Origin of the sequence: Candidatus Allofournierella merdipullorum (assembly GCF_048426865.1) — a bacterium.
In the GTDB taxonomy this organism is placed as follows: domain Bacteria; phylum Bacillota; class Clostridia; order Oscillospirales; family Ruminococcaceae; genus Allofournierella_A; species Allofournierella_A merdipullorum.
Genome location: NZ_DBFNWJ010000035.1, coordinates 19,726 through 33,157, shown reverse-complemented (window position 1 = coordinate 33,157; position 13,432 = coordinate 19,726). Strand labels below are relative to the sequence as shown.

8 protein-coding genes are annotated in these 13,432 nt (G+C 61.9%); 2 read left to right on the top strand and 6 right to left on the bottom strand.

Translation table 11 applies throughout. The annotated features are described in order from the left end of the window. Positions 1-25 precede the first annotated feature (25 nt). The 6 genes from ACMNAY_RS05845 to ACMNAY_RS05820 all read right to left on the bottom strand — a co-directional run bounded on the left by ACMNAY_RS05845 (position 26) and on the right by ACMNAY_RS05820 (position 11,170). Entirely contained in the window at positions 26-4,651 is a 4,626-nt protein-coding gene (locus ACMNAY_RS05845) for a hypothetical protein (protein WP_418718751.1), read from the bottom strand. Positions 4,652-4,804: 153 nt separating this feature from the next. Then, complete coding sequence (locus tag ACMNAY_RS05840) at positions 4,805-6,559, bottom strand: M56 family metallopeptidase (protein WP_418718750.1); 1,755 nt, start codon at positions 6,557-6,559, stop codon at positions 4,805-4,807. A gap of 22 nt (positions 6,560-6,581) precedes the next feature. Then, entirely contained in the window at positions 6,582-6,953 is a 372-nt protein-coding gene (locus ACMNAY_RS05835; RefSeq protein WP_394976012.1) for a BlaI/MecI/CopY family transcriptional regulator, read from the bottom strand. A gap of 115 nt (positions 6,954-7,068) precedes the next feature. After that, positions 7,069-8,955 carry an ABC transporter ATP-binding protein gene (locus ACMNAY_RS05830; protein ID WP_418718749.1) on the bottom strand — a complete coding sequence of 629 codons (1,887 nt, stop codon included), beginning with the start codon at positions 8,953-8,955 and terminating at the stop codon, positions 7,069-7,071. A gap of 17 nt (positions 8,956-8,972) precedes the next feature. Beyond that, the gene (locus tag ACMNAY_RS05825) at positions 8,973-10,712 is read right to left on the bottom strand and encodes an ABC transporter ATP-binding protein (RefSeq protein WP_418718748.1); all 1,740 of its coding nucleotides are present in this window, start codon (positions 10,710-10,712) and stop codon (positions 8,973-8,975) included. 14 nt (positions 10,713-10,726) lie between these two features. After that, positions 10,727-11,170, bottom strand: coding sequence for a MarR family winged helix-turn-helix transcriptional regulator (locus tag ACMNAY_RS05820; protein WP_394968181.1), 444 nt, complete (start codon positions 11,168-11,170; stop codon positions 10,727-10,729). A gap of 169 nt (positions 11,171-11,339) precedes the next feature. Between ACMNAY_RS05820 and ACMNAY_RS05815 the strand changes: the two genes are divergently transcribed. Together ACMNAY_RS05815 and ACMNAY_RS05810 are read left to right on the top strand one after the other, a co-directional pair. Next, entirely contained in the window at positions 11,340-12,215 is an 876-nt protein-coding gene (locus ACMNAY_RS05815) for a LysR family transcriptional regulator (RefSeq protein ID WP_418718747.1), read from the top strand. Positions 12,216-12,258: 43 nt separating this feature from the next. Continuing rightward, positions 12,259-13,398, top strand: coding sequence for a DUF4317 domain-containing protein (locus ACMNAY_RS05810; protein ID WP_418718746.1), 1,140 nt, complete (start codon positions 12,259-12,261; stop codon positions 13,396-13,398). The last annotated feature ends 34 nt before the right edge of the window (positions 13,399-13,432 follow it).

Sequence of the window (13,432 nt, the reverse complement as noted above, 5' to 3'; positions counted from 1 at the left end):
GGCTTGTTGTTTTTCTTTGAAGCGCTTACTCCTCGCGGCGGCGGGCGATGATGTACACCACAACGGCGACCACAAGGATCACCGCAGCGGCCACCGCAACGGGAATGGCCGGGGAAACGCCGCCCTGGGCGGGTGCGGTCTCATCCGGCTGCTCAGGCACGGACTCGGCCGGCTGGCTGTCGGGCGCTTCGGGCAGAGTTTCCTCCACCACCAGATAGTAGACGGAGCAGTGCTCCAGAGGCAGCTTTACCAGACCGTTTTCGTCCACCTCAACGGTGGCCACACGCTCCGGGTCGCCCGCATCGGGCAGGTAGAACAGGCCGCAGCGGGTGTTGCCGAAGACGGCGGGGTCCACCGTGAGCTCCAGAACGGCCTTGCCGGGCAGCGCGCCGGAGAAGGCGGTGTCCAGCGCGGTCATGGCCGCGTCGCCGGTGTAGCTGCGGATGCGCTCCAGAATGGACTCATCCGGCTGCAGGTTCACGGAGGTGTCGAACACACCGCCGGGCAGCTCGGTGCTGGTCAGATCCGCGCGGTCAAAGGACCAGGCATAGCCGTTGCCCTCCAGACGCAGCACGCCTTCATTGCGCTCCATCAGCAGCACAAAGGCCATCTGGCTGACGATGGGCTGGTCGTTCAGCCGCAGGGTCACATCCCCCGGCTGGGCGTCGAAGGCGTCCATCACCTGCTGGGCGCTGAACAGCTTCTCCTGGGTGTTGCCGCTGGTGGGCTGGTCCGGGGTCGCGGTGGGCCGGGGCTGGCCGCCGGGCACGGGAGTGCCGGTGGGCGCAGGAGTGGCCGTTGCGCCGGGCGCAGCGGTGGGCTGCGGATCAGCCGTCGGGGTGGGTTTCGGGTCCGTGGTCGGGGTGGGCTTCGGGTCCGTGGTAGGAGTGGGTGCGGGCACGTCCGTCAGCTCACCGCTGGTGATGACGTACTCCGAGCAGTGATCCACCGTGATGATGAACTCATTGGTCTCGGCATCGTACTGCACATCCACCACTTCGGCGGGCACGATGGTGCCGTCTTCCTTGACCCAGTAGAGGAACAGCTTGCTCACGTCGCCGTCGGGCACTTCGCTGGCCTTGATGCGGATGGTGGCCCGGCCGGGCAGGGTGCCGTTGTGGCTGAGGTTCACTTCCTGCAGGATCTTGGCCTGATCGGTCTCGGGCAGCTTGTCCACAGTGCCCTGGGCCTGGCCGGACAGCTTATCGGAGATGTTCAGGTTGGTCTCGATGGTGTCGTTGGTGATCTCACCGAAGGCCCAGGACGCAAAGTCCTTGCCCTCGCTGTTCTTGATGGGAGCGCTGACCGCAAGGCCCTCTTCTTTCAGGGCGGCAAAGGCGTCGGCGGTGAGCACCAGAGAGTCGCTCTCGCCGCTTTCCGGCTGCTGCAGAGGCAGAACGGCGGTGCCGTCCTCCACCTGGGTGGTGGCCAGGTCCACGTTCAATTTGCTGTGGGTCTGGTCCAGATAGTAGGGGGAGGAGAAGACCTCGGCGGTCCGTCCCTCGATGATGTTGTTCTCCTCTCCGTCGTTGGCCACAACGCCCACGACGGGGCCGGTCTTCACCTTGCCGGAATCATCGGTGCCCCAATAGTTCTGCGGCATCGACTTCTCGATGTACACGCCGCCCCGCTCATCGTCAATGCCCATGACATCGTACTGGTTGTCGATAAAGTCGCAGAAGCGCGGCACGCCCGGGTTATGATAGGCCACGGTGTTGGCGCTGAAAAGCGTGTTGAAGCTGGTGGCGGTCATCACGCCAGTCTGGCACTTTTCTACGGTGCAGCCCCGCAGGACGATGCTGTTCGCGTTGCTGTTAGCGCCCATCACGCCGGTGATGCAGTTTTTGATGGTGCAGTTGCGCAGGGTGAAGGGCGTGGGAAGCTGACCCGCGGTAATGGAGGTAAAGGTGTGGAGCACACCGCCACGCTCGTTGCCGCCGTCAATGACGATGCTCTCCAGCGAGAGGCCCGCGTTGGCCGGGTTCACCCGCACGATGAACGCCTGCCAGGGGAGATACGGGCCCTCCAGCTCCTCAGAGTCGGAGGGTTCATAGCTCGGGTCGCCGGTAAAGATGGCCGGGTCAGAGGGGTCTTTACTGCGCAGGATGACGTTCAGGCCCTCCACCTCCAGGTCCATGGCGTACTCGCCGCCCTCCAGCTCAATGATGGTGGGCACGGCGGTGGTCTCCAGCCGGTCCAGGATCGCCTGCAGCTCCTGGGCGTTTTGGGCGCTCTCGGTGGGAAGGCTCTCGTTGCTGTGCACCCGGAAGGTGTAGCCGATGGTCACGGTCTCCGGGGTCTTGTCGGTATTGCAATACGGATCCCGGTTCAGCTTAATGGTGGCAGTCACGTCGCAGGTGCCGGTGCCCACCGGGGTGAGCTGGATGCCATAAGCTTCGTCGGAATGGTTGATCGTATCGCTCACATCCGCCTTGTCAAGGTTGGCGGTGATCTTCAGAACGTTTTCGTCGGAGCTTGCAAAGGTGATCTCTTCGATGAGATCGCTGCCGAAGGTGCATGCTCCGTCCTCCCGCAGGCCGTAGAAGAACAGCTCAAAGGGGCCATTCTCTACCATGCGGTCACGGGCAACGCTGACCTGCTCGAAGTTGAGGTTGCCGTTTTCAAGCGCCACTTCCAGCGATTCCACCAGCTTAAAGTCTACGCTCCGCTTCTCCATAAGAGACTCGTAACGGTCGGCGCCGGCATACTTGGCGAAATTGATGATCAGCTTCACCGAGGACTCGCCGCCGCCATCTTTCAGGCGGGTGGGAATGGTGACCACTGCCTGGCCCTCCACCTGCTCGGCCAGATACACGATACCGAAGGTGGACTTGCCCTCGGCCCAAAGGATCTTGAAGTTATCTTTCGCGGCGCCGGTCACCACCGGCTCGCCGGCGACCACCGGGGCAGTGGGGTCGATCCAGGGGTTATCCCTGTCTTCGCCCACCAGCTCAAAGCTACGCACTTCTTCAAAATCCACCTGCTGCTCCACAGCGCGGTCGATGATGCGGCCCTTCTGGATCATGTCATTATAGCCGGCCCAGCTGGTGGTCGCGTCAACGGCGATCTCGTCCAGCAGCTCGCCGTTACGCAGCACGTCAAAGGTGATGGGGTCCGCGCCGTCGGAGTCACTGTCCCGCAGGGGGAACATCACATAGGCCCAGACATCCAGCGTCTGGCCGCCCTCAAAACATTTCACCGGCGCGACGATGCTGAACATGTCCGCCTCGTCATAGGTAACGGTGATACCGCTTTCCTTCAACTGCTGCTCGCTGGCAGCATATCCGCCGCCGGGGATACGGGGGATCACCTGATAGCAACCCGCGAAGGCAGGAGTGCCGTCCACAGTGCTGTGGATGGCCAGTTTGTAGTCGTTGTTTTCGCCGATATTCACGGTGAAGGCTTTGTCGGGGTTGTCCTTTTCAAAGGCATAGCGGGTTCCGATAAACCGGATCTGCTGCGATTGCCCCGCCGTAATGTTCTTGGTGTTATAGCTTACCTCGACCGTCTTGTTGTCGGACAACACGTTGTTCGTCAGCCAATAAACACCGTAGGAAACATCGCCATTGAAGACGTCATAAGTCTCGGCATCGGCAGACAGCTCTCCCTGGCCGGGCGCGGCCAGTCGCAGATAGAGTTTGCCGGAGGTATTGACACGCACGGTGGCGGAATCCGCCTCCACCAGCTTGTCCCCGTCCACCAGATACCAGGCAGCCACCGGCCGCGTTTCCTTATAGGTGAAAGCGATGTGGGCGGTGTGCTCGATCCCGGTGAAAGCATCGGTAAAGACTACGGTGCCGGTCACCGTCTGGCCATCCTCCAGCTCATACACCTTTGAGTTATCGACCAGTTCCACACACTGCCCGGCAGGATTTTTCCAATCCCCTCCCACCAGAGAGAAATACTGGGTAATGTCCCCCTCAAGGCGAACATCCTCCGCCAAGGGCAAAACACTTTTTTCCGGAACAAGCGCAAGCTCCGGGGCATCCCAGGCCGGGGCAGTGAAATTATAAAGGCCATATTCGCCGGCAGTGATCATTGCAGGGGCGTCTTCTCCGGGGATGGAGTCTTCCAGCACGCCTTTAGACTGATACACATTTTTGGTCACGGTGATGGTCCCGCTCGCCTCAGTGCTGCTGATCTCCACCTGGAACCTCATGTCGTCTTTCTGACTGTTCCAGAAATTTTCTGCCTGTTCGCCATCCATATAAATGAAAATGAGCGCCGGGATAGATTCGCCGTCGAAATCCATGTTCATGACGGAAACGCTCAGTACCTCGCGGGGGATCTCTTCGCCCTCCATGGTGAGGCATCTGGTCGTTACGGAGAACTGGTCGTCCACGGGCACCTTTTCTCCATTGTCCACATACAGCGCAAACACCGTCTGTCTTTCCGGCAGCGTTGCGCCATCTCCCACATACTCATCGCCCACCTTTACGCACAGGGTCCCCTTTTCTGCCTGTACAGCGGCCATTTCAGCCGCAGGGGCGACGGTGCTTTCCGCCGGCTGCTCCTGGCTGGCGGCGGGCACGGTCTCCACCGTTACGCCGCCCTGGGCGAACACCAACGGCGAGAAGGTGCTCACCGCCAGCGCGAGGCACAGCCCCGCAGCCACAAGCCGACGGACGATGCTCTGCTTTTTCTCTTTCATCATGTTCCTTCCTTTCCCCGATCGCCCGATGACGATCGGGCCCCGTTGGTCGCTCCGGATAAAATATTTTATCGCAATAAATTATCCGTCTCTAAAAGGATACATCGTTTTGAAGAAAAAATCAACAGGTTTTTTTGTTCCGCGCGCAGAAGGTCAGGCGACCCGGGTAAGGCGGCATTCCAGCCGCTTTTCCGGGAAGGCGCTCATGGGGTCCCGGTAGCTTTCCACCAGGACGGTGGTGTGCCCGTCGGCGGTCTCGGTGAAGGATACAGGATAATACTCCCCCTCCTGCGGCGCGGCGTACACATAGACGCTGCCGGCCGCGTCGTAGACCGCCGGGTCACTGCAGGAAAAGCCCTGAATGCCGAAATATTCCTCCGCCAGCTGCGCCATGCGCTCTTCGGTGAAGGGCGGCGTTTCCTTCTTGTCCTCCACTGCGCTCTCCATGCACACCTTCGCCACGGTGACGGGCGAGAGGTCGCCGACTTCAAAGCCCGCCGTGTTGTCGCTGAGGTTGCGGGCCAGGCGCACTGCCAGCCGCACCGCCTCGTTCTCCCCTTCCAGCAAACGGATGTCCTCGTACTTTTTCTGGGGCATCAGACAGGAGACAAACGGCTCGTCCCGATAGCCGGTCTGGGAAAGGCGCGCCACCAGCGTGCCGGCGCCCTCGCTGTAAACGCCGCCGCCCTCCAGCACTTCCACCGTCAGATACACTTCCGCCGTGCGGTTGCTGTTGCAGTAGAGCTGGGCGTCCTTCACCTCCAGCCGCACCCGGCCGAAGGGGGCGTACACCGGTTCATAGTAGTTCGGGTCCATGCTGGCCAGCTGTGCCAGCTGCGCCGGGTCACTGGCCTCCAGCGCTCCCACCAGTTCGGCGGCGGCGGCGCGGAACCGCTCCCGCTGCTCGTCCCCCACAAAGGGCGACGAAACCGGCATGTAGTGCCCTTCCGCCAGAACGGGGTTGGTGAGGGTGCAGGCAAACACCGTGCATACGCCGATGGCCAGCACCGTCTGGACCCAGCGGGGCAGCTGCTTCCAGTTCAGCGCCCGCAGGATGCGCCGTTTCGTGTCGCTCTGGCCAAAACTTGCGTATTGCAGCGAGTGGCGGCGGGCGTCCGCCCAGTTCAGCAGCGTCTGGGCATACTCCACCCGGCGGCCAGGCTCCAGCAGTTCCAGCACCCGCTCATCGCAGGCGGCCTCCATGTCCTGGATCATCAGCCGCCGCGCCAGCCAGGCCAGCGGGTTGAACCAGTGGAGCACCGCCGCTGCGGTGAACAGCTGCAGCACCATGTGGTCTTTGCGGCGCACGTGGGTCAATTCGTGGAGCAGGATATACTCGGTCCCCTCCTGCCGCTCCAGCATCCCGGAGGGCAGAGCCACCTTCGGATGGAAAAAACCGAACACCAGCGGCGAAGCCACAGCGGAAGTATAGATCACCGGCACCCGCCTGCCGCCCGCCGCTTGGCGGAACACCGTTTCAAAAGCGGTCAGGTCGGCGCTGCGGCCCCGGGCCAGTTTTTTGCGCAGCACAAAATAGCGTGCCAGCACCCAGATCGCCTGGGCCAGCACGCCCGCGCCCCACACCGCCGCCAGCACCGACAGCAGCTGCTTTGTGAGCATCTGCTCACCGCCGGCCACGCTTTGCAGCACCGGCTGATAGGGGTCGAAATATTCCACCGAGACCAGCATCCCGCCGGGGGTGGCAAGGTTTTCGTCGAAGAGGTTGAACAGGCTGGCGGGGCTGGGCAGCGAGTAAGGCACCAGCATGCGGAACAGGAGCGGCAGCCAGAGCAGATACAAAAAACTCGCGCTGCCAAGGCCGCGCAGAAGCCTGCGCCCAAGCAGCACGAGCAAAAGCAGAAAGCTCGAGGCGATGCTCATATTCAGGATGGAAACGAAAAGGTCCATGGCTGTTCTGACGCTCCGCCTTTCAGTCTTTGTTTCGTTTTTCGTCGATCATGGCCTGCAGCTCATCCAGAGTATTTTCCGAGAGCTGATCCGAGTTCAGGAAATTGGCGAACAGGCTGGCAAAGCTGCCGCCGAACATCCGGTCCACCAGAGTGTTGGTCTCGGCGCTCTGCACCTGCTGGCGGGAAACGATGGCCGTGACCAGATACTTGGGGTATTCCCGGGAGACGGCGCCTTTGCCTTCCAGGCGCTTGAGGACGATGTAGGTGGTGCTTTTTTTCCAGTTGTACTTCTTCAAAAATTCCTCGGCCAGATCCGCGGCGATGCAGGGCCCGTGCTCCCACAGGTATTCCATCACCAGCAGTTCCGAATCGAAGATCTTGATCTCGCCCATCTTTTTCCCTCCCGTTTTATCATTGTAAATTTATATCCAGTTTAACCGCACCGGTCCCGAATGTCAAGACCGCGCCCCAGCCGAAGGGCTTTCGGCAAAGGCGCGGTCTCAGGCATTAGGCCGGCTCTTCGGCAAAGTTGCCGGTGTAGAGCTGGTAGTACTTGCCCTTCTTTTCGATCAGTTCGTCGTGGGTGCCCCGCTCGATGATGCGGCCCTGTTCCAGAACCATGATGCAGTCGGCGTTGCGCACAGTAGACAGCCGGTGGGCGATGACGAAGGTGGTGCGCCCGTACATCAGCGCATCCATGCCGCTCTGCACCAGCGCCTCGGTGCGGGTGTCGATGGAGGAGGTGGCCTCATCCAGGATCAGCACCGGCGGGTCCGCCACCGCCGCCCGGGCGATGGCCAGCAGCTGGCGCTGGCCCTGAGAAAGGTTCGCGCCGTCGCCGGTGAGCATGGTGTTGTAGCCGTCCGGCAGGCGGTTGATGAAGCCGTCGGCGTTGGCCAGTTTGGCGGCGGCCATGCACTCCTCATCGCTGGCGTCCAGCCGGCCGTAGCGGATGTTGTCCATCACGGTGCCGGTGAAGAGGTGGGTGTCCTGCAGCACGATGCCCAAGGAACGGCGCAGGTCCGGCTTTTTGATCTTGCCGATGTTGATGCCGTCATAACGAATTTTGCCGTCGGCAATGTCGTAGAAGCGGTTGATGAGGTTGGTGATGGTGGTCTTGCCCGCGCCGGTGGCGCCCACGAAGGCGATCTTCTGGCCGGGTTTTGCCCACAGGCTCACGTCGTGGAGCACCAGCTTGTTCTCGTCGTAGCCAAAGTCCACATCCTCAAACACCACGCTGCCCTCCAGGCGGGTGTAGGTGGTGGTGCCATCGTGATGGGGATGCTTCCAGGCCCAGACGTTGGTGCGCTCGGCCACCTCTTCCAGCTGGCCGTCGGCGTTTTCTTTCGCGTTCACCAGTTCCACATAGCCCTCGTCGGTCTCGTGCTTCTGGTCCATCAGGTCGAACACACGCTGGGCGCCGGCGGCGGCGGTGACCACGAAGTTCACCTGCTGGCTCACCTGAGTGATGGGCTGGGTGAAGCTTTTGTTCAGGCCCACAAAGGTGATAACAGTGCCCAGAGTAACGCCCGCCAGGCCGTTGAAGCCGAGGACGGAGCCAACGATGGCCACCAGCGCATAGCTCAGCCAGCCGATGTTGTTGTTGATGGGCATCAGCAGGTTGGCGTAGCGGTTGGCCAGGTCCGCGCTTTCCCGCAGGGCTTCGTTCACCTTGGCAAAGTCCGCCTTGGCAGCCTCTTCGTGGCAGAACACCTTGACCACCTTCTGGCCGTCCAGCATCTCTTCGATGAAGCCGTCCACCGCGCCCAGGTCCCGCTGCTGGCGCATATAGTATTTGCCGGAAACGCGGGAGAAGTTTTTGGTCACGGTGAACATGACCACGGCGGTGAGGACAGAGATCACGGTGAGCACCGGATTGATAAAGATCATCGTCACCAGCGTGGCCGCCATGGTGATGACCGAGTTGATGATCTGGGGCGTGGACTGACCCAGCATCTGGCGCAGGGTATCGATGTCGTTTGTGTAAACGGACATGATGTCGCCGTGGGCGTGGGTGTCGAAGTATTTGATGGGCAGAGCTTCCATGTTATGGAACAGCTCGTTGCGCAGCCGGCACATGGTCCCCTGGCTGATGCTGACCATGATGCGGTTATACGCAAAAGCCGCTACCACGCCCAGAGCCATGATGACCACCAAGCGCAGGATCTGGGCGGCCAGGCCGCTGAAGTCGGTGGAGCCGCTGGCGATCATGGGCATGATGTAGTCGTCCACCAGGGTCTGGGGGAAGGTGGCCGCCAGCACGCTGGCGCCGGCGTTGATGAGGATGCACAGCACCACCAGCGCGAAGGGCAACTTGTAGTAGTGCAGCATATAGCGGATGACCCGCTTCAGTACCGCGGTGGGGTCCGCGGGACGCGACATTTTCGGATTCATACTCTCTTCCCCTCCTTTCACGCGGGCTGGTCGAAGTCGCCGCCGCCCTTGACCTGGGACTCATAAATTTCCTGGTAGATGGCGTTGGACTTCAGCAGATTTTCGTGGGTGTCGAAGCCGTTGATGCGGCCGTTGTCCAGCACCAGGATGCGGTCGGCGTGCTCCACGCTGGAGATACGCTGGGCAATGATGATCTTGGTGGTGCCGGGGATCTTCTTTTCAAAGGCGGCGCGGATCTTCGCGTCGGTGGCGGTGTCCACCGCGCTGGTGGAGTCGTCCAGGATCAGCACTTTGGGCTTTTTCAGCAGCGCGCGGGCGATGCAAAGGCGCTGTTTCTGGCCGCCGGAGACGTTGTTGCCGCCCCGCTCGATGCGGGTGTTGTAGCCGTCGGGCATGCGGTCGATGAACTCGTCGGCGCAGGCGGCCTTGCAGGCCTCCACGCACTCGGCCTCGGTGGCATTCGGGTCGCCCCAGCGCAGGTTCTCCAGAATGGTGCCGGAAAACAGGGTGTTCTTCTGCAGCACCACGGCCACCTGGTCACGCAGGGCTTCCATGTCGTAGCGGCGCACGTCCAGGCCGCCCACCTTGACGCAGCCCTCGTCCACGTCGTACAGCCGGCAGATGAGGTTCACCAGGCTGCTCTTGCCGCTGCCGGTGCCGCCGATGACGCCGATGGTCTCGCCGGAACGGATGTGCAGGTCGATGTCGGACAGGGCGTTCTTGCCGCTGCCGTGCTTGTAGGAGAAGTTCACATGGTCAAAGTCGATGCTGCCGTCGGGGATAACGGTAACGGGGTCCTTGGGCTCGGCCAGGTCGGGGGTCTCCCGCAGCACTTCGCCCACACGGTGGATGCTGGCCAAAGAGATGGAGATCATCACCACCACCATGGAGAGCATCATCAGGCTCATCAGCAGGCTCATGATGTAGCTGAACAGGCTGGTCAGATCGCCGGTGGACAGATCGCCCGCCACGATGAACTGCGCGCCCAGCCAGCTCACCATGATGATGCAGAAGTAGACGGCGGTCATCATGGCAGGGTTGTTGAAGGCCAGCAGGCCCTCGGCCTTGACGAACATTTTGCGGATGTTCTCGGAAGCGCGGGCGAACTTCTCGTTCTCGTAGTCCTCCCGCACGAAGGCCTTGACCACCCGGATAGCGGAGACGTTCTCCTGTACGCTGGCGTTCAGTTCATCGTACTTGTGGAACACCTTGTCGAAGATGCGCAGGGTGACCACCATGATGCTGCCCAGCACCACCACCAGGAACACCACCGCGATGAGGAAGGTGGCGGAAAGTTTGGGGCTGATGTAGATGCACATGGCAAAGCTGAAAATAAACATCAGCGGAGCGCGCACCGCAATGCGGATGATCATCATGAAGGCGTTCTGGATGTTGGTCACATCGGTGGTCATGCGGGTCACAAGGCCGGGCACGCTGAACTTGTCGATGTTGGAGAAAGAGAACGTCTGGATGTTGTCATACAGGCCCTGGCGCAGGTTGGCCGACAGGCCGGCCGCCGCCGTGGAGGCAAATTTGCCCGCCGCCGCGCCAAAGGCCAGGCCCAAAAAGGCCAGCACCACCATGATGGCGCCGTAGCGGTAGACCGCACTGATGTTGGCGGCTTCCAGCCCCTCGTCCACGATGCGGGCGGTAACGAACGGCAGCAGGATCTCCATGATCACTTCCAGCGCCGCCATCAGGATGCACTGGAAGGTGGGTTTTTTGTATTGCTTCAATTGACTGAGCACTTGCTTCATCGTATCCACTCCTTTCAAACATTGCCTGGGTCTGCCAGGTTTTGCAAAAGGCGCGTTTGCATCGCCTCAAGCTGGCACAGTTCCCCCTCGGTGAATCCCCGGAACGCCGTTTCGCAGCTGCTTTGCAGCGCCCGGTCCAGCGCCGCGCGGGCCTGCTCGGCCTGTTCGGTGGCATACAGCCGCTTGCAGCGGTTGTCGGCCTCGGTGGTCTCGGCCCGAACATAGCCGCCCTTGCGCAGCCGCTTGAGGATGTTGCTCAGCGCCGCCATGGAGTAACCGCACTGCCGGTGCAGCTGGGTGAGGGTGGTGCCCTCCGGCCCGTAGCGCAGAATGCGCATCAAAAGGTGCGCCTGCGCGGTGGACAGCCCCGTGCGCTCCACCATCCGGTCGGTGAGCTGCTCCATGCGGATGCTGATCTGGCGGTTCTGCAGCGCCAGAGCCCTGCGGTCCACTTCCATGCTCCTCGCCTCTTTTTCAAATCGTTAGGGTGAAAACTGTTCACTGCCTTATCATTTTATAGCACAGCCGTTCTTGCAAGGGAAATTCAAATGTGTTATTATCTATAAAGAACTTTTATTGTGTTTACGCATACAATAAAAAATCCGCAAAACCGGGGAGGGGTTTTTGTTGAATACGACGCAGCTGGAATGTTTCCTTGCGGTGGCCAATCATCTGAACTTTTCCCGGGCGGCGCAGGAGCTGCACATCACCCAACCGGCGGTGAGCCACCAGATCAACACCCTGGAGGCGGAGCTGGAGGTCAAGCTGTTTCATCGCACCAGCAAGAACGTGCGGCTGACCCAGGCGGGTCACCAGTTCGGCCAGTATGCCCGCGAGATACTGAAGCTGACGGGCATCTCCCGGGCACGGATGCGTCAGTGGCGGGAGGAGCTGCCCCAACGACTGGGCCTGGGGTGCCGCAACTTTCTGGTGCTGCGGGCGCTGCAGCCGGCGCTGACGGTGCTGCGGCAGGAAACGCCCCAGCTTTTGCCGGTGCTGCGGCAGGTGCCCTCCGCCTCGCTGGACAACCTTCTGGAAGAGGAGGACGTGCAGGCCATCTTCACCATGCAGCGGGATGCCGGCCCCAAAATCAGCCGCCGCCATCTGGCGGACTGCCCCGTGGTCTGCGTCTGTGCGCCCGACCACCCGCTGGCGGGGTATGAGCAGCTGACCGTGGAGCAGCTGAACGCCGTGGGCGGGCGCATCGCCAGCTGCCCGCCGCCCTTGTATTCCCCGCCCTTTCTGGAGGTGTTCAGCTACGCGATGGCCGGCCGCGGGCCGGACCGCATCCTCTTCTGCGACAGCCTGGAGATTGCCTGCACCCTGGTGGAGTCGGGCTATGCCTTCACCCTGCTGCCGGACCTGCCGGGGACGCGCCTGCCGGGCCTTCGCTACATTCCAATGCCCCAGTTCCAGCCCCTCTCCTTCGGGGCGCTCTACCGCACCGGCGCCCTCACACCGCCTCTCAAGCGGCTGCTGACGCTGCTGGAATCTCCCCGTTGACTTCGGGCTCCGCGCCCCTATCCAAAGAAAGGAACACACCCTCATGAATGAAAAAGAAATTGCCGAAATTCGCCGCCGCTACCGCCAGGGCAAGTCGAACATCTCCCATGTGGTTGGCTGCTATGTGAACGAGGAGCGCCAGATCGTGGCCCGGTTCGACCAGTCTCTCACCCTCTCCGGCCAGGAGGAAGCGGACAAGTTTCTGGCCATCCTGCGCCGCACCCTCTCGGGCACGCTGGGCCGCAATCTGCTGGACATCACCTTCACCACCGCCCAGGTGGCGGGCAATGCGGGCGACGAGCACGCCCTGCTGATGGCCCTGCGGGACTCCCGCCTGCAGGACGAAGCCGCCCGGGAGGAGTTCTTTGCCCGGGCCATCGAGACCATCGACCTGGAGGGCAACTACCTCATCCTGCTCACCTGCGACGCCTACGACGTGCCCGGCTTTTCCAAGGACGGCCAGCGCACCGAGGACGGCAGCGAGGAGATGTACACCGGCATTCTGTGCAGCGTCTGCCCGGTGAAGATGACTAAGCCCGCGCTGAGCTATTTTGTCTATGAGAACCTGTTCCGCAGCCGGGACATCGACTGGCTGGTGAGCGCCCCGGAGATGGGCTTCCTCTTCCCCGCTTTCGACGACCGCTCCACCAACCTCTACGGCGCGCTTTATTATACCAAGGACACCTCCCACAGCCACACCGCCTTTACCGACCGCATCTTTGCCGCCCCGCTGCCCATGCCCGCCGAGGCCCAGAAGGAGACCTTCGACACCATCCTCACCGAGGCGCTGGGCGAAGAGTGCAGCTGCCAGGTGGTGCAGTCGGTGCAGGAGCAGCTGTGCAGCATGATCGCCGAGCACAAGGAGAGCGGTGAGCCCCAGCCCCTGCTGCTGGACAAGCACGCCGCCGCCCGGGTGCTGGAGGAGTGCGGCGTGGACGACGCCCGGGTGGAAGCCTTCGAGCAGCGCTTTGAGGAGGACTTCGGCCCCGAGGCGGCCCTGCCCCCCAAGAATCTGGTGGACACCAAGCACCTGGAACTGCGCTGCCCCGACGTGACCATTCAGGTGAACCCCGAGCGGGGCGACCTGGTGGCCACCCGCATCATCGACGGGGTGCGCTACATCCTCATCCGCGCCGAGGAAGGCGTGCAGGTGAACGGCGTAGACGTGCGCATCGACGAGTAATTCCCCCTTGAACGAAAAAAATCCCCCGGAGCAG